13 protein-coding genes and 3 tRNA genes are annotated in these 18427 nt (G+C 38.4%); 6 read left to right on the forward strand and 10 right to left on the reverse strand.

Annotated features, from left to right (window positions below; all coding sequences use genetic code 11):
* Window positions 1–329: 329 nt before the first annotated feature.
* The 9 genes from eat to ACOVQ4_RS05510 form a co-directional block, all read right to left on the reverse strand.
* Window positions 330–1652 carry an ethanolamine permease gene (gene eat / locus ACOVQ4_RS05470; protein WP_421819646.1) on the reverse strand — a complete coding sequence of 441 codons (1323 nt, stop codon included), beginning with the start codon at window positions 1650–1652 and terminating at the stop codon, window positions 330–332.
* A gap of 145 nt (window positions 1653–1797) precedes the next feature.
* On the reverse strand, window positions 1798–2946 hold the full coding sequence (locus ACOVQ4_RS05475) for a cysteine desulfurase family protein (RefSeq protein ID WP_421819647.1): 1149 nt from the start codon (window positions 2944–2946) through the stop codon (window positions 1798–1800).
* Window positions 2947–3272: 326 nt separating this feature from the next.
* On the reverse strand, window positions 3273–4667 hold the full coding sequence (glmM, locus tag ACOVQ4_RS05480; RefSeq protein WP_421819648.1) for a phosphoglucosamine mutase: 1395 nt from the start codon (window positions 4665–4667) through the stop codon (window positions 3273–3275).
* A 275-nt stretch (window positions 4668–4942) separates the two neighbouring features.
* Window positions 4943–5013 (reverse strand) — tRNA-Gln (locus ACOVQ4_RS05485).
* Window positions 5014–5085: 72 nt separating this feature from the next.
* Window positions 5086–5156 (reverse strand) — tRNA-Gln (locus ACOVQ4_RS05490).
* Between the two features lie 70 nt (window positions 5157–5226).
* Window positions 5227–5297 (reverse strand) — tRNA-Gln (locus ACOVQ4_RS05495).
* A 161-nt stretch (window positions 5298–5458) separates the two neighbouring features.
* Window positions 5459–6337 (reverse strand): ACP S-malonyltransferase, encoded by an 879-nt coding sequence (gene fabD / locus ACOVQ4_RS05500; RefSeq protein WP_421819649.1) that lies wholly within the window; start codon window positions 6335–6337, stop codon window positions 5459–5461.
* Window positions 6338–6690: 353 nt separating this feature from the next.
* Window positions 6691–7113: a thiol-disulfide oxidoreductase DCC family protein gene (locus tag ACOVQ4_RS05505; protein ID WP_421819650.1), complete on the reverse strand. Its 423-nt coding sequence runs from the start codon at window positions 7111–7113 to the stop codon at window positions 6691–6693.
* A gap of 84 nt (window positions 7114–7197) precedes the next feature.
* The gene (locus tag ACOVQ4_RS05510; RefSeq protein WP_421819651.1) at window positions 7198–9960 is read right to left on the reverse strand and encodes a gliding motility-associated C-terminal domain-containing protein; all 2763 of its coding nucleotides are present in this window, start codon (window positions 9958–9960) and stop codon (window positions 7198–7200) included.
* Between the two features lie 545 nt (window positions 9961–10505).
* Between ACOVQ4_RS05510 and ACOVQ4_RS05515 the strand changes: the two genes are divergently transcribed.
* The 4 genes from ACOVQ4_RS05515 to ACOVQ4_RS05530 all read left to right on the forward strand — a co-directional run bounded on the left by ACOVQ4_RS05515 (window position 10506) and on the right by ACOVQ4_RS05530 (window position 14492).
* On the forward strand, window positions 10506–11174 hold the full coding sequence (locus ACOVQ4_RS05515; RefSeq protein ID WP_421819652.1) for a succinate dehydrogenase cytochrome b subunit: 669 nt from the start codon (window positions 10506–10508) through the stop codon (window positions 11172–11174).
* A gap of 71 nt (window positions 11175–11245) precedes the next feature.
* Window positions 11246–13234, forward strand: coding sequence for a fumarate reductase/succinate dehydrogenase flavoprotein subunit (locus tag ACOVQ4_RS05520; protein WP_421819653.1), 1989 nt, complete (start codon window positions 11246–11248; stop codon window positions 13232–13234).
* Between the two features lie 83 nt (window positions 13235–13317).
* Window positions 13318–13677, forward strand: coding sequence for a four helix bundle protein (locus ACOVQ4_RS05525; RefSeq protein ID WP_421819654.1), 360 nt, complete (start codon window positions 13318–13320; stop codon window positions 13675–13677).
* 59 nt (window positions 13678–13736) lie between these two features.
* Entirely contained in the window at window positions 13737–14492 is a 756-nt protein-coding gene (locus tag ACOVQ4_RS05530) for a succinate dehydrogenase/fumarate reductase iron-sulfur subunit (protein WP_421819658.1), read from the forward strand.
* A gap of 42 nt (window positions 14493–14534) precedes the next feature.
* Here ACOVQ4_RS05530 and ACOVQ4_RS05535 read toward each other — a convergent pair whose 3' ends face one another.
* Window positions 14535–15404: a M48 family metallopeptidase gene (locus ACOVQ4_RS05535; RefSeq protein WP_421819655.1), complete on the reverse strand. Its 870-nt coding sequence runs from the start codon at window positions 15402–15404 to the stop codon at window positions 14535–14537.
* 95 nt (window positions 15405–15499) lie between these two features.
* Here ACOVQ4_RS05535 and ACOVQ4_RS05540 point away from each other — a divergent pair, with 95 nt between their 5' ends.
* Together ACOVQ4_RS05540 and ACOVQ4_RS05545 are read left to right on the forward strand one after the other, a co-directional pair.
* Entirely contained in the window at window positions 15500–17032 is a 1533-nt protein-coding gene (locus ACOVQ4_RS05540; protein WP_421819656.1) for a cryptochrome/photolyase family protein, read from the forward strand.
* An 82-nt stretch (window positions 17033–17114) separates the two neighbouring features.
* Window positions 17115–17861, forward strand: a complete 747-nt coding sequence (locus tag ACOVQ4_RS05545) for an ABC transporter ATP-binding protein (RefSeq protein WP_421819657.1) — start codon at window positions 17115–17117, stop codon at window positions 17859–17861.
* The last annotated feature ends 566 nt before the right edge of the window (window positions 17862–18427 follow it).

Consider the following 18427-nt stretch of genomic DNA (forward strand, 5'->3'; position numbering starts at 1 on the left):
TTCAAACTACCAAATCTTCAAATCAACCAAATACCAAATTTTCAAATTACCAAATTTTCAAATCCTCAAATCAACCCACTTTTCAAATTACCAAATTGTCAAATCACAAAATCACCCAAATTACCACATCTTCAAATTTTCAAATTACCAAATTTTCAAATTACCAAATTTTCAAATTACCAAATCAACCCACTTTTCAAATTACCAAATTGTCAAATCACAAAATCACCACAATTACCACATCTTCAAATTTTCAAATTACCAAATTTTCAAATCACTCAAAAACCAAATTTTCAAATTACCAAATCAATCATTCTTCAAATTAAACACTACCATTTTTTTCTTTTTTTCTGCCAAAGAAAAATAGGAAGTAAGAGCAAAAAGATACCTACAAACAAAAAGGTAATTTCAGGATTGTAGTAAATGATGGCAATCATACATACCACCGAAAGCACCAAAGCGATAATCGGAAACCAAGGATATAAAGGAGCTTTGAAAGGTTTTTCTAATTCAGGCTCCCGCATACGTAATACAAACAAGCTAACCATACTTACGGCATACATCACCACCGCCCCAAGTCCTGACATGATGATAATCTTGTCGGTAGTTCCTGTAAAAATCGCCAAAAAGCCAATCAGCCCGCCAGCAATAAGCGCCCAGTGCGGAGTTTGGTATCTTTTGTTGACTGCAGATAAAAATTCAGGCAAATACCCTTCACGAGCAAGCGCATAAATCTGGCGAGAATAACTAATTGTATTGCAGTGAAAAGAGGCGATTAGACCAAATAAACCTAGACTAGCAAAGATTTTGGACAAAGCATTCTTTTCGCCCAAGGCCATTGACAAAGCCTCGGGAATTGGGTGGTCGAGACTAATCAATCTGCGCCAATCACCCACACCAGCGCTCAAAATCATGACACCAAGTGCCAATATAGCCAATGTTAAAATACTCGTGATATAGCCGATTGGAATAGTTTTATGTGGATTTTTGACCTCCTCGGCTACCATGGCTACGCCTTCTATGGCTACAAAAAACCAGAGAGCAAAAGGAATTCCTGCAAAGATTCCATCGGCGGTAATATGTGCGGGATTATGGGCGACAAAGTTTTCGTACTTGAAATAAGGAGCTACCACTGCCATAAAAACCGCCAATTCGAGCACGGAAAGAATGGTAACCACCAATGAAAATTGGGCAGATTCTTTTATACCAAACCAGTTGATGGCAATAAAAATGACATACATACCCATTGCCGTCGGCACAACAGGAATTGCAGGGTTTAAGAAATTGGTATAACTTCCTAATGCATAAGCAATGGCAGGAGGTGCCAACAAAAAATCAACCAAAGTGGCATAACCTGCAATAAATCCGCCCCAAGGTCCCATAGCTCGTCGTGCATAGGCGAATGCTCCGCCCGCATGAGGAATAGAGGTAGTCAACTCGGTATAAGAAAATATAAATGTGATATACATGACGGTCACCAACAAAGTTGATACCAAGAAACCTATCGTTCCTGAAGTTTGCCAGCCATAATTCCAGCCGAAGTATTCACCCGAAATAACCAATCCAACGGCGATACTCCAAAGCTGAATAGCATTGATTGCTTTTTTAAGTGTAGGTTGCTGAGTTTGACTTGCTGTTGTTTCTTCCATCATGAATAAATTTTATAAAAATACCAAGTTGATTTAAAAAGGGCATTAAACAAAATTTACAAAAAAAACCCTAGAATTCAAACCTGAACTCTAGGGTTTTACAAAGAATTAATCTTTCTGATAAGAAAAAAGAACTTATCTAAAAGAATTATGCTTCTACTTTCAAAATCTGATTTAATTTTTCAATCACATAATCAATTTCTTCAATTGTATTATACTTAGAAAAAGAGAATCTCACCGATGGACGATTTGGATCAGCACCAATACCACCAAGCACATGAGAACCAATATTTGAACCACTCGTACAAGCACTACCACCAGAGGCAGAAATCTTGTTAATGTCCAAATTAAACAAGAACATATCAGCTTCTTCAGAGGGCGGAAAGCTTACATTAAGCACGGTGTACAAGCTTTTTTCCAAATTATCAGAATCACCATTAAACTGAATATCATCGAAAGATGTTTTCAGCTTTTCTATCATGTACGATTTTACCGATTCGATATGCTTACGGTGAGCATCCATATCGCTATAGGCAATTTCTAAAGCTTTGGCCAAACCGATGATTCCATAGACATTTTCGGTACCTCCACGCATATTACGCTCTTGCGAACCACCATGAATAAATGGATGAATCTTTTTATCTGCATTAATATAGAGGAAACCAGCTCCTTTGGGTCCATGGAATTTATGACCTGCACCAACAATAAAATCGATATTGAGCTTCTGCAAATCATGTCTGTAATGCCCCATTGTTTGTACTGTATCCGAATGGAAAGTAGCGCCATACTCTTTACACAACTCTCCTACTTTTTGCATATCCAACAAATTACCAATTTCGTTATTGCCATGCATCAACGACACCAAGGTATTAGGATTAGCTTTTAATAACTCTTCAAGGTGGTTCAGGTCGATATGACCTTTTTCGTCCACATTGACTAAGCTCAACTTAATTTTACCAATCTTTTGCAAATGCTCCAAAGTATGCAACACGGCATGGTGCTCAAGCGACGAGGTTACGGCATGTTTGATACCATACTCTTCAATCGAGCAAGCAATCGCTGTATTATCGGCTTCTGTACCACCTGATGTAAAGAAAATCTCGGCAGGAGAAGTATTCAAAAGTCCAGCAACGGTTTTACGCGCACGTTCAATCGCATTACGCACCTCACGTCCATGAGCATGAATAGATGATGGATTACCAAAGTTTTTTTCCATCATTGGTAACATTGCCTCAATCACTGCTTTGTCGAGCGGTGTGGTAGCGGCATTGTCCAAATAAACACGTTGTTGTATCATATTAATTTGGTTGGGGAAATATGTGAGTTAAGTCTATGACTCAACTAAAAGGTTGATAATATTTGTTGATAAGTATGGGCTATTAAAATTTCGGATATTGGATTTCGGATGTGTATTCTACTTTTTAGAATTCAATTTTGTAAAAAGAGGTATATTTCCGAAATCAAAAATCCCAAATCCGCAATAGTTTGAAATTCTTCATACACTACAGAAGGCTAAAAACTCTACCATTTCTCTATGCTTACTTGGAAAAGCTATAAATACAAAATGTCAGAAGGGCTACTTCTGACATTTTGTATTATACCGGTAAAGAACCCAGAAAATGACTACATTTTAGCAGCCACTACCTCTTTGATATCACTGATGAGTTTTTTTGCTAAATTCTCGGCCTTTGTCATTGAGTCAGACTCAGAGTAAATACGAATAATTGGTTCGGTATTTGACTTACGCAAATGTACCCATTCTTTATCAAAATCTATTCGAACACCATCAATTGCGTTGATAGGATTTTTAGCATATTTCTTTTTGACAGCTTCAAGTACCTCATCTACATTAATATCGGCAGTAAGTTCGATTTTATTTTTCGAGATATAATACTCAGGATATCCTTTACGCATCACCGAAATCTTTTTGCCAGATTTGGCCAAATGCGTTAAAAATAGTGCAATACCAGCCAATGCATCGCGACCATAGTGTAATTCGGGATAAATAACCCCGCCATTACCTTCGCCACCAATAACGGCTTTTGAAGATTTCATCAAGGTTACAACATTCACTTCTCCGACTGCCGAAGCGTAATATTTACCTCCATGCTTTTCGGTCACATCACGCAACGCACGTGTTGAGGATAAATTGGAAACGGTATTTCCTTTTGTGTGCTGGAGAATATAGTCAGCCACGGCCACAAGTGTATATTCTTCGCCAAAAGGAGAAGCATCTTCACAGAAAAAGCACAAACGGTCTACGTCGGGGTCTACCACAATACCAAGGTCATATTTCGTTTTTTCGATTGCCTTAGTAATATCTGTTAAGTTTTCAGGAAGAGGTTCAGGATTGTGAGCAAAGTTTCCAGTTGGGTCACAATGTAACTTTGTAATTTGTGTTACGCCTAGAGCTTCTAACAACATCGGTACCGCAATACCGCCAGTAGAATTTACGGCATCAACAATTACTTTAAAATTGCGTTCTTTGATGGCTTCTTTATCCACCAAAGGTAAAGCCAGAATCATATCGATGTGTTTCTTAATCCAAGTATCATCTTGGGCATAAGAACCTAATTTTTTCACATCTACAAAATCAAAATCTTCAGCTTCGGCAATAGCTAGAAGTTCTTCGCCATCGGCACCTGAAATAAACTCCCCAACTTCATTTAAAAGCTTTAAGGCATTCCATTGTATAGGATTGTGACTGGCTGTAAGGATAATTCCGCCAGCTGCATTTTCGACAGGCACAGCGACTTCAACGGTTGGAGTAGTAGACAAACCTAGGTCTAAAACATCTAGTCCTAGCCCTTGCAAAGTACCTACCACGAGTTTAGATACCATGTCGCCCGATAAACGTGCGTCACGACCCAGCACAATTTTCTTATTGCTTGGATTTTTGCGTTTAAGCCAAGTACCATATGCGGCCGTAAACTTTACTACATCTAAAGGTGTTAGGGCATCTCCTGCCTTTCCTCCGATAGTTCCTCTAATTCCTGATATAGATTTAATTAATGTCACGTTAGCAATGGGAGGTTTAATGGATTATTAAAACGCGTTGGATGTATTCAGAAAAATATTTATTTATGTGCAATTATCGTACAAATTTAACAAATTTTGAAGAATTTTCTCCTTAAAACAACCAACTAAAAAAGGATTATATAAAAAAGATAGTATTCGGTCTTTCTTCAATTATTGAACTGTTCTCTCCGCAAAACTTGTTCCAAACTAAGAATTTTTGCATTAGGATTTTTAAGAAAAAAATAAAGCCTCTCAAGCGAACTTGAGAGGCTTTGTTAACCCACTAGGATTCGAACCTAGACTAGCAGAACCAAAATCTGATGTGCTACCCTTACACCATGGGTCAATCACACTTTAAAGTTAATAACTGTTAGCTTTTAGCTGAACGAAGAATCACGAAGGACTTCCTAATTTTATGTTAACCGACATGGATTCGAACCATGAATGACGGTACCAAAAACCGTAGTGTTACCGTTACACCATCGGTCAATCTAATTCGTTGTTGTCTGACTTGAAAATAAAACCTCTCCAATTAAATGGATTAAAAAGAGAGGTTTTGTTAACCGACATGGATTCGAACCATGAATGACGGTACCAAAAACCGTAGTGTTACCGTTACACCATCGGTCAGTACAACTGAATTGTGGTGCAAAATTAGGGCGTTTTATTTTGTTTGTCAAGTCATTTTTCAAAAAAAATTGAACAAAATTTGTAACACCCTCTTTAAGTCACTGACTATTTGAAGCTTATCAGTACAAAAAAAATTGATTTTTTTTGTACTGATATCTCTTTTATAAGGCTACACCGCTAGTTTCGGCAGTAGGTGCTATTTTCTTCACCAAGCCTTGTAATACTTTACCTGGGCCACACTCTACAAAACTAGTTGCGCCATCAGCTACCATATTTTGCACAGATTGAGTCCATTTTACAGCACCCGTCAACTGAGCAATCAAGTTAGCCTTGATCGTAGCAACATCGGTTGAAGGTTGTGCATTTACGTTTTGATAAATTGGGCAAACAGGAGTACTGAAATTAGTAGCTTCGATTGCTGCTGCCAATTCTTCCCGAGCAGGTTCCATCAATGGCGAGTGGAACGCTCCGCCTACAGGAAGAAGCAATACACGTTTTGCTCCAGCTTCTTTCAATTTTTCGCCCGCCAAAGCAACGCCTTCGTTGGTTCCAGAGATAACCACTTGCCCCGGGCAGTTATAATTAGCCGCAACCACAACATCATCTACTGAGGCGCAAATATCTTCGATTACATTATCCGCTAAGTTCAAAACGGCTGCCATTGTCGAAGGATTAGCTTCACATGCTTTTTGCATCGCTAATGCGCGTTTAGAAACTAATACTAAACCATCTTCAAAGCTGAGTGCACCAGCCGCAACCAAAGCAGAGAATTCGCCTAAAGAGTGACCTGCAACCATATCAGGTTGAAAATCTGGTGTTTCTTTTGCTAAAATTACAGAGTGAAGAAAAATAGCAGGTTGCGTTACTTTAGTTTGCTTTAACTCTTCGTCGGTTCCGTTAAACATAACATCGGTAATGCTAAAACCTAAAATTTCGTTAGCTTTTTCGAACAATGCCTTTGCTGATTCTGATTTGTCGTAAAGGTCTTTGCCCATACCGATGAATTGAGAACCTTGACCAGGGAAAACGTATGCTTTCATTCTTGGGAATTTTTGTTATTTGGATTTGATACTACAGGAAAAACCGAGTTGAGTTTGGTACATTAAGTTTTAAGTTCATACGCAAAATTAAAGTATTCAGCCTTAGACTTTCAGCTTTGAGCATTCGGCAAAATATATCTAACGTTACTCAAAAAAAATTAACATTCTTTGCCTTATACCTTCAACAAAAAACTTTCATACGATTACTTAGCAACCTCTTGGCATTTCCAGACTACAACTACCCGAAAAAAGCGCTGAAACTTTTGTTTAGGGTGTTATTTTTATTACTCCTTTGAAAAAAATCAGGGAAGAAGTCCGCAAAAATACAAATTCAAGCCTTAGTAATCTTCATTCTATCCTAAAAACCTTTCTCGAAGCTCAGGACTTGGTATTCTACATGCCTCTGACTTTCCAAAAATTCTATATCTATTTTTTGCAACAAGGTCGTATCCAACATCTCTTAATCTTCGAGGAATCCATCTCAGAAAGTAGAAGTAGCTCCAAAAACCTTGAAGATGTTTTGCTATCCGTAAAGCAGCCTCAGATTTTTGGAAAATCTGGTTATTTTGAATAAGTACTACCGAATCAAAATCTTGTTGATTTATAGCATATTGCTTCAATATTGATTGCCCGAAGTCAGACTGTAGAGAAGCAAACCTAAAGCGTTTGTTGATATCATGTTCTATTACAAAATTGATGGAAGAATTACAGAAATTACATACTCCATCAAACAAAATGAGGTCAAAATCGGGGCTGTCTGAATTGGCTGTTTTCATTATTCATAAACTTTTTACGAATATAACAAAAAGACGAGCCTATGTTTTCCTTAGGCTCGTCTTTCAAATTTATTTATGTTGTTATTACTTAATCAATTCGATGTACCCTTTCAAAGTTAGGCTATTTTTTGCAGTATCCAAGGTCAAGAATTTCACCGTACAGGTATAGAAGTAAGTACCTGAAGGAGACTCATTTCCTGCATTATCTCTGCCGTCCCACTCTAATTTTGGCCCTGTATAATCATATACTTTTTGTCCATTACGATTATAGATAGAAATGGTTACTTCTTGTACAAAACGAGGACATTTGAGCGCTTGGAATGTATCATTTTTGCCATCTCCATTTGGTGTAAATACATTTGGCAATGAGAAGCTAGGACAGTTGTCCTTACATACTACATTGCTTCTTGCACTTTCGGCACCATATTTATTGGTTGCGGTAATATAATAACAACCCATATATGAATCTGTTTTTGAATGGGTAAAATTACGTGGCAATGGATTCGGCGAGGTAATATCAGCGATTTTGGTAAAGGTACCATCAGGCCCTGAAGCGTAGTACAACGTATATTTCACAATCTCTTTGTCGCATGTTGCTCCTGTGGCATCTGTCCAAGTGAGTTTGTTATCAAAGGTTGTCAAATTGCAATTATTATTATCCTTTGTATACGCATCACAATCCAAGATATCGATGCTCAATACGGGAGGACAAGGCACTAAATCGCTTTTTGGAGTGGCACAGCTGATTTGTGAAAAATTGGATAACAAACTTGGTTTAATCTTCGCCGAATTATACGTACCAACCGTTTCAACTTTGTAACAATAAGAAGAATCAGGAGACATCGTCACGTTGAAAGTACCATCCGAGGCAATTCTATCTTGACCATCATCCGTGAAGGTATAAGTAGAGGCTCCCTGAACTGCTACATCTGCTATACGCGTAAATACGCCCGAACCTGGACGAGTCTCACGATACACACGGTGAGTTTGATTATCGTTTGACCAAGGAGTATTGGCTTGCCATGTAAGCACCACTTTTCGAATATCAGCAGTAGTTGTTAAGCGTACACTAGTAGCAGACTCGGTACTATCTAGCAATGTCAAGCCCGTCGAACTTGTGTAATAAAACAATAAGCGGTAACGATAAGCATTGTCTTGTGTATTGAGATTCTTATCTACAAAAACAGTATCAGCTACAGTGCCTGACAAATCGGTATCGATGTTGGCACCTACCTGCGTAAAAGTTCCCCCTGTCAACCCTGTTGCACGTAACAAACGGTATTGGTAAGGCGCTTTAAACTGATCTGGCTTAAAGTCAATTGGACGGGTCCATTTGACTGTTATTTCTCCTTGGGTCGAAGAAGTTCTATCTACTGTAACATTGGTAATAACAGGCATTTGAGCTTCTAAGCGCAAACAGACTTGGTCAGACGATACACTCAAACCACCAGAAGGTGCGGCAAAAGACGCCACTACACGATAGCTATAATCAGTATCTCTTTTGAGGTTATTGTTGTCGGTGTAGGTAGTTGAGTTGATAGGTACTCTCGCAATTTCTACATAACCTAGGCCAGCAGGAATGCCAGTTTGACATACATTTGGCACAAAGCTATCACAACCCACCTTACGATAAATAATTAGCTGTGCACCAGCATTCTGACAAGCGTAAGCGTCCCAAGTGAGGGTAATTGCTTTATTGCCTGCATTACCTGTAGCTCTAAGATTTTTGACTCTTGGGGCTACAATTTTGACTCTCCAGATTTTACTATCTACTAGTTTAGGAATAATGTTAGTTCCTGCCGAAGGCGGCACATCCTCTACTTTGAACAAAATATCATAAGGTTGCTCTCGAATATGCGCACAACTAGTTTGCCAACGAAATATTCCAGTGGCAATCGGATTTGAGGGATTAGTGGCAGTGAAAGTAGCATAAGGCTGCGCAAAAAAGGATGTCCCATCGGTTGGTCTATACACAGACCCCGTAGAATACAAATTCAGAGGGTCTTTTCTACCAGTTCTGGAAGGCGTATCATCGGCAGTGATATTCTGTTGGATAAAGGTTCCAGCCTCTACACAAATATCATCTGGTACTTTGATAACAGGCGCTTTATTATCTGCATCCTTCACCTCTATTTGCATATCCCGCACAGTCTCAGAAATTTTTACACCATTTCGCCATTCCTCAATGATAAACGCACAGTTGTAAAGTCCAATTTCTTGGGGCACATCCCAAATTAAATCACCAGTGCGACTATTGATGGTAAAGCTCGAAGCTGCAGAGGCCACTAAATTTGGCTGACGAAATCCAGCTATAGCATTACCACGACCAGTACATGAAGTTTGCAAACCTGTACGACAATCAATCAAGCGATAAGCCAAGCTATCGCCCTCGATATCTACAGCATTGGGATTGTGGATAAATCTTTGACCAACCACTGCGGTAAGGTCTACGGCGGGGTTCATAAGCAGAGGCGTTGAATTGAGCCCCAAGCCTGGGTCAATTTTAAATACAGTTTCTACATAGAAACCAACCATGTCCGAGTTAGGAATATTTCGAACATTGGCATTTCTGTTTTCAATACCTACATTGACTTTATAGATACTTGGTGCGGCATAAGTATAGGTAGCCTTATAAATTCCTTTCATGGTACCATTCCCAATGCTTTCTCCTAGGCCATTCCCGTTGGAGCGCTGAGCCCACTGCGATCCCAAACCATCGCCAAAACAGAATAATACTTCACGTTGTTGCTGCCAAGCCACATTGTTTTCACAATAAATTGTGAGAGTAAATTCATAGGTAAGGGCTGTACTCGAGATTCGACGCACGGTAATTTCGCCTCCTTTCATGTGGGTTGCCCTTGCTGAATGGAAGGAAAAAAATCCTACAAAAAAGCTAAAAATGAGAATGTAGATAAAGTTTGGTCTCATACGTTAGTGAATAAAAAAGTTTTGAGATCAGCACAAGCGAATTACCTAACACAAGTACTTCGTTACTGAGCTACACACTTTGCTGGCACAATTTAGAGAATAATTTTTTTTACAACTAACAAAACAAAAAATTCAAACATAAAGTTGGAAAAGCAAACATAAAGACAAATTCCTATGAACGATCCTCCGATATAAATGACTTCTGTAAAATCTATTGGTTGGTTAAATTCCCAAATCGTTGGCTAAATCCAATAATACAGTACAAAAACGTAGAAAGATTATAAATAATTGCTAAAATCTTATAGATTATTTGATTGACAGTTGATTCAATTGTAGTTTTGGGTTCAATTTTTCAACTAATTAATAGTTAATAGCAATTAATTGATACAAGGTTTTAATTGTATGGATTAAGAACCAGACCTATTAATTGTTAACTAATTAACAACCAATAACTTATAAAAAAAATGTCTTGGGTAACAAAAACATTAACAAGTTCGTTGGGCCGAAAGCTCATCATGGCGGTAACAGGTTTATCGTTGGTAGCCTTCCTTGTCGTCCATTGTGGTATCAATGCGTGCATTTTTTTGAATGACGGAGGTGAAACCTTCAATGAGGCTGCAGAATTTATGGCTAAAAACTTTTTTATCCGTACTGCTGAAATCGGATTATTTGTGGGTCTTATTGCTCACATCGTAGACGGTTTGATGTTGTGGTCGGCTAACAAGAAAAAACGCCCTGTACAATATGCAGTTGTATCAAAAGACAATAGTACATGGTACTCTCGCTCAATGGGTCTGTTGGGTACATTATTGTTGCTTTTTCTAGTGATGCACTTAAAGCATTTTTGGGTAGTAAGCCGTTTTACAGACGTAATCACTGGCGGTCAAAAAACACTTTTCCAAGAAATGCAAGAGGTTTTTGCTAGTCCAGTTCCTGTGGTTGTGTATGTTCTTGGTTGTATCTCTTTGGCATACCACTTATTACATGGTGTGCAAAGTGCATTCCAATCGCTTGGATGGAACCACCCAAAATACACTCCGTTTGTAAAAGCTTTCGGAAACTGGTTTGCTATTATTATCCCAGTTGTGTTTGCTGCAATGCCTATCGCAATGCATTTAGGACTTATCAAATAGTTGATAGTTGTTTGTTAAACTTTTAACAGCACTATATCTAAAAACTTTTATCATTACATAATTCTTAAGTTATGGCAACTTCACCAAGATTAGATGCTAAAATCCCTGATGGACAGCTGTCTGAGAAATGGACTAAATTCCGTTCGACAGTACCATTAGTAAACCCCGCTAACAAGCGGAATATTGAGATCATCGTAGTAGGTACAGGTTTGGCAGGTGCTTCAGCAGCTGCTTCATTGGCCGAAATGGGATACAAAGTAAAGGCTTTCTGTTTTCAAGATTCTCCTCGTCGTGCTCACTCTATTGCTGCACAAGGTGGTGTGAATGCTGCTAAAAACTACCAAAACGATGGTGACTCTGTATATCGTCTATTTTATGATACGATTAAAGGTGGTGACTACCGTGCAAGAGAGGCCAATGTTCACCGTTTAGCAGAGGTATCTGGTAATATTATTGACCAATGTGTGGCGCAAGGTGTACCATTTGCTCGTGAATACGGCGGTTTGTTATCAAACCGTTCGTTTGGTGGTACTCAGGTACAGCGTACATTCTACGCAGCAGGTCAAACTGGTCAACAGTTGTTGTTGGGTGCTTATTCAGCATTACAACGTCAGGTTGGCTTGGGTAATGTAACCATGTACACTCGCCATGAGATGATGGACGTAGTAATGGTTGATGGCAAAGCCCGTGGAATCATCGCTCGTGATTTGATTTCTGGTAAATTAGAGCGCCATTTCGGTCATGCAGTGTTGTTGTGTACAGGTGGTTACGGAAACGTATTTTACTTGTCAACCAACGCAATGGGCTCGAACGTAACAGCTGCTTGGAAGGCTCACAAAAAAGGTGCTTTCTTTGGTAACCCTTGTTACACGCAAATTCACCCTACTTGTATTCCAGTTTCTGGCGACCACCAATCTAAATTGACTTTGATGTCAGAGTCTTTACGTAACGATGGTCGTATTTGGGTTCCTAAAAAACCAAACGATACACGTCCAGCTAACCAAATTCCAGAAGACGAACGCGACTATTACTTAGAGCGTCGTTACCCTGCTTTTGGTAACTTGGTACCTCGTGATATTGCCTCACGTGCTGCTAAGGAGCGTTGCGATGCAGGCTATGGTGTAGGTGCTTCTAAAAAAGCGGTTTACCTTGACTATGCTGCTGCCATCTTGCGTTATGGCCGTGTTGAAGCTACTAAGAGAGGTATGCACAATGCATCTACCGAGGAGCTTCAAGTAATGGGTAAAGAGGTTGTGAAAGAGAAATACGGTAACTTGTTTGACATGTACAAGCAAATTACTGGTGAAGACCCTTACGAAGTTCCAATGCGTATTTATCCAGCGGTTCACTATACAATGGGTGGACTTTGGGTAGACTACAACTTGATGACTACAGTACCAGGTCTTTATGCTTTGGGAGAAGCAAACTTCTCAGATCACGGTGCAAACCGTTTGGGTGCTTCTGCCTTGATGCAAGGTTTGGCTGATGGTTATTTCGTAATTCCATACACAATTGGTGCTTATTTGTCTGGAGATATTCGTACAAAAGCGATTCCAACAGATGCTCCTGAGTTTGTGGCTGCAGAGAAAGCCGTTCAAGATACCATCGACAAATTGATGTCTATCCAAGGAACAAAATCTGTAGATTACTACCACAAAAAATTAGGCTTAATCATGTGGGATAAGTGCGGTATGGCTCGTAACGAAGTTGGTTTGAAAGAAGCTATCGAAGAAATCAAAGCACTTCGTAAAGAGTTCTGGTCAAACGTTCGTATTCCGGGCGATGCAAACGAATTCAACCCTGAATTAGAGAAAGCTGGTCGCGTGGCCGACTTCCTTGAACTAGGTGAATTGATGTGTATCGATGCCTTGAACCGTAACGAGTCTTGTGGTGGTCACTTCCGTGAGGAATATCAAACTGAAGAAGGCGAAGCAAAACGTGATGACGAAAACTACGCTTACGTAGCTGCATGGGAGTACAAAGGCGATTCTGACTACGAATTACACAAAGAAGAGCTAGTGTACGAAAACATCAAAATTGCACAACGTAGCTATAAATAATTTGAAAATTTGATGATTTGAAAATTTGAAAATGAAAAGATTACTTGTAGGTTTGAGACTACTATTTCTCACCTACAAGTAATATGCAAAATCAAAAAGCAAATATCATCGTTGAAAAAACGCTTTCATTTTCAATTGAAATCATCAAATTCAGTGAGCGATTAGAACTCCAAAAAAAATATGTCATAGCCAAGCAATTGTTGAGGGCAGGCACATCTATTGGAGCTAACGTTTGGGAAGCTCAAAATGCAGAAAGTAAGGTAGATTTTATCCATAAAATGAAAATCGCGGCCAAGGAAGCAGATGAAACTAGCTATTGGTTAAAACTTTGTGAATTATCAGAGACTTACCCAAAACCCCAAAAAGTTATCATTGAAGAATTAACTCAAATAATCCGAATTATTTCGAAGATTATTAGTAGTTCTAAAGTAGATTCGAAGTGAATCTATTTTCAAATCTTCAAATTTTCAAATCTTCAAATTGTATCAAAATGGAAGGAAATATGAACTTGACGTTGAAGGTATGGCGTCAAAAAAATACCAATACAGAAGGAAACTTCGAAAACTATGACGTTCAAGGAATTTCAGAGGATATGTCTTTCCTCGAAATGTTTGACGTTCTTAACGAAAGATTAATCAACGAGGGTAAAGAACCTATCGCTTTTGATCACGACTGTCGTGAAGGTATCTGCGGTATGTGTTCTATGTATATTAATGGTAGCCCGCACGGTCCAAACCGTGGAGTAACTACTTGTCAATTACACATGCGTTCGTTTAAATCTGGAGATACTATCACTGTTGAGCCTTGGAGAGCAGCAGCATTCCCAGTAATCAAAGACTTAACTGTAAACCGTTCGTCTTTCGACCGTATTATCTCTGCGGGTGGCTTCGTTTCAGTAAACACTGGTAACGCTCAAGATGCCAACGCATTGCCAATCGCGAAAGAAAAGGCTGACGAAGCTTTTGCAGCAGCAGCTTGTATTGGTTGTGGTGCTTGTGTAGCAGCTTGTAAAAACGCCTCAGCTATGTTGTTTACTTCAGCAAAAATCTCTCAGTTGGCATTGTTACCACAAGGTCAAGCTGAACGTGAAATGCGTGCTGAGAAAATGGTTGCTCAAATGGATATCGAAGGTTTTGGTGCTTGTACAAACACAGGTGCTTGTGAAGCAGAATGTCCAAAAGGTATTTCATTGGAAAACATTGCTCGTATGAACCGTGAATACTTTGGTGCAGTATTGTCATCAAAAGAACACGAATAATTCGAATATTGACATTCATAAAAGCTCTAGTATCGAAAGGTACTAGAGCTTTTTATTTGCCAATTCTTCACCACACGCATATCTTATTCGATTAAAAAGAGTTGGGTATGACAAGCTTTCTTTTTCTAGCCCTCTACTAGTGGCAATATTAAGGTTTTGTAAGGTTTCAGCATAAACATCCTTTCCTACACTTTCTGCTGCAAATTTATCCGCCTGATGTTCTAATCTTTTTTGTAATAATCCTGCTAAGACAACCGTAACACCACCCCAAAACCCTCCGTTCATACCAACTACCCAACCATTGTAGTTTTCCCCTATCATTTTTGAAAGGTAGAAATACCCTAAGCAAGCTCCCGTAATACATACAAGTTGCGTCAAATACATCCAAAATAAATGATGGTATCTTAAATGTCCATACTCGTGATAAATAAGATTTTTAATATCCTTTTCCTCCATAGAGCCAAGCATTTTGTCAGTAAGCAATATCACTTTATGTTGAGGTAAAATACCCGTAGCATAAGCATTTACGATAGAACTCTTCAAGACTTTGATTCTTAAGGTTGGATCGATTGTTTGGCGAGCCCATTTCTCATATTCGAACGCGGGAGTATACTTACTTTTTCTAAAAAGGATAATAATAGGGAGTATGAGAAAGTTGAAATTAATCAAAAATGAAGAGGCCATTATAGAGCCAATAATCGAAATAAAGGTAGATACATTTTCAGCAATTGCTAGTAATTCAAGAAGACCAGTAAAAAATAGAGTGCCTAAAATTATTTGGACTAGCTTTTCTCTCCAATCAAACTCCTCCATAATTTTTCTTATAGGAATCAAGGAAAAGATTTGAACAATATATCCAATGAGTGTAAAAAGTACAGTGAGGTAAAATCCACTTAATAATGAGTGTAGCATGGTGTCAAACGATTTATTATTACAGATTTTCATCAGTAATAATACATAAAAAAACCAAACAATCCTTCCCATCATGCGGTTTTGTTTACATGAAAATGAAAACACTTCGACTTATTCTTGGTGACCAACTCAATAGCCAACATTCATGGTTTGAATCTGTAAATCAGGATGTCACTTATGTAATGATGGAAATGCGTCAGGAAACTGACTATGTTACGCACCATATCCAGAAAATTGTAGGCTTTTTTATGGCTATGCGCCAGTTTGCTGAAGGACTTAAACAAAAAGGGCATCAGGTAGCGTATATCACCCTAGACGACGAAATAAATACCCAATCACTTCCTCAAAATCTTCTTTGGCTTATTCAAGAATTAGATATTCAACAATTTGAATACCTTTTGCCAGATGAATATCGCCTTGATTTACAACTTAAAAACTTCTGCCAGAATCTTACAATACCCTCAAAGGCATTTGATTCAGAACATTTTTTGAGTCAGCGTGATGAGCTAGTTACTTTTTTCAAAGGAAAAAAAACTTTTCTGATGGAAAACTTTTATCGTATGATGCGGAAAAAGTATCATGTGTTGATGGATGGGAATGAACCTACTTCGGGACAATGGAACTATGACGCCGATAATCGTAAAAAACTACCCAAAGATCATCGTCCTGTAGAACCTTTAGTTTTCTCAAAAAATGTAGAAGATATCGTTCAACTACTTTCTCAATCTGGGGTATCCTCCATTGGAAACATCGACGCTAAAAATTTCGTGTGGCCTACTACACGACAGGAGAGTTTAGCCTTATTGGACTTTTTCCTAGAAAACTGTTTGGCACAATTCGGCACTTACGAAGATGCCATGCATCCCTCCTATTGGTCGATTTATCACTCTAGGTTATCTTTTTCGCTTAATATCAAATTATTACATCCTTTAGAAGTCATTCAAAAAAGCGTAGAATATTGGAAAATCCATCAAGACCTGATTACGATTGCGCAGATTGAGGGTTTTGTCAGACAAATTCTTGGATGGCGAGAATATATGCGTGGCATTTACTGGGCAAAAATGCCTGAATTTGCCCAAATGAATTTCTTCGGACATGACAGAAAACTTCCCTCTTGGTTCTGGAATGGTCAGACCAAAATGGCTTGTTTACGTCATGCCATAGGGCAAAGTTTGGATTATGCCTACGCCCATCATATCCAAAGATTGATGCTCACTGGAAACTTTATGCTATTGGCAGGTATTCATCCTGATGAGGCCGACGCATGGTATTTGGGGATTTATATCGACGCTATTGAATGGGTCGAGATTACCAATACCCGTGGAATGAGCCAATATGCAGACGGTGGAATCATTGGCTCAAAACCTTATGTGGGTTCGGCCAATTATATCGACAAAATGAGCCATTATTGTGGGAATTGTTTTTATGATAAAAACAAAAAAACTGGTGATAAGGCATGTCCTTTTAATAGTCTTTACTGGCATTTTTTTGAAAGAAATCGTAGTTTATTAGAAAAGAATCCAAGGATAGGTATGTCTTATGTAACACTTAATAAAATGTCTACCAATCAAAAACAAGAGCTATTGAAACAAGCAGATTATTACTTAGAACACATCGAAAAATTATAAACCGATTATCAAGGTTTATTACCATTCCAAAAAAAACTTAAAAACTGTATTGTCGAGTTCTGAATGCCTACTAAATTTGGGTATGATAGAGATAAAAGACGTTTGTAAAGCCTTCAATGGCCGAGATATATTGTTAGGAATCAGTGGACAATTCAAGCCAGGTGATACCTCCTTGATTATTGGTGGTAGTGGTACAGGAAAAAGTGTACTTCTCAAATGTATGATTGGGATTATCAAACCCGAATCGGGGCATATTTTGTACGATGGCCGTGATTTCCATAATTCTTCAGAGGAAATACAAAAGGATATCCGTCGTGAAATGGGTGTACTATTTCAAGGTGGAGCGCTTTTTGACTCTAAAACTGTTTTAGAAAATGTCAAATTTCCTTTGGATATGCTAACCAATATGTCGGAAAAGGAAAAAATTGAGCGTGCGGAATTCTGTCTTCAAAGGGTAGGTTTGGAAAATGCAGGACAGCGTACCCCTTCCGAAATTTCGGGTGGTATGAAAAAGCGTGTGGGTATTGCTCGGGCTATTGTAATGAACCCCAAATATCTTTTCTGTGACGAACCAAACTCTGGCCTAGACCCTTTAACTTCAGTCAAAATAGATGAGCTTATCAAAGAAATTACGGACGAGTTTGGGATTACTACAGTAGTTATTACCCATGATATGAGTTCGGTAATGGGAATTGGAGAAAGCATTATGTTTTTGTATAAAGGCAAAAAATTGTGGGAAGGCGATAACTCTAATATTCTTCAAAATACCGTTCCTGAATTAAATGAATTCTTATTCTCGAGTAAACTATTACAGGATTTGAGAAAATAGTTTTAATAATTTGAAAATTTGAAAATTTGATGATTTGGGAATTTGAAGATTTGAGGATTTGGGGAGTTGATGATTTGGGGATTTGGGAATTTGAAAATTTGGGAATTTGAGAATTTGAAAATTTGATGATTTGAAAATTTGGGGAGTTGATGATTGGGGGAGTTTTGAATTTGAGAATTTGAAGCTTTCAGTAGTTAAATCAAATCAACAGAATCATTCCACATTCTGAGAGTTGAGATGGAATGTATGATTGATTATTCTAATTTTTGTATCCTAGGTGTAGAGATGTAATGCTTTGCGTCTTAAGCCGAGTAAGACATAACAAATTTGTATCAAACAGGAGTCGTCCTGAACTTTTAGGATTGGGATTATTCTCCAAGTTTTTATCAAAAAAGCGGTCGAAAAATATTTTTTCGACCGCTTTTTTGATGCTACTATGCTAGATTTTACTTGGTTTGATACGCAAGCATCGAGACGCAAGCATTGCGTCTCTACTCGGAGAATCTAAATATTAACATAATCACTCATTTGCGCTATCACTAAATCGTTAAATTAGGGATAAGACT

The organism is Flectobacillus sp. (assembly GCF_049240685.1).
GTDB lineage: Bacteria > Bacteroidota > Bacteroidia > Cytophagales > Spirosomataceae > Flectobacillus.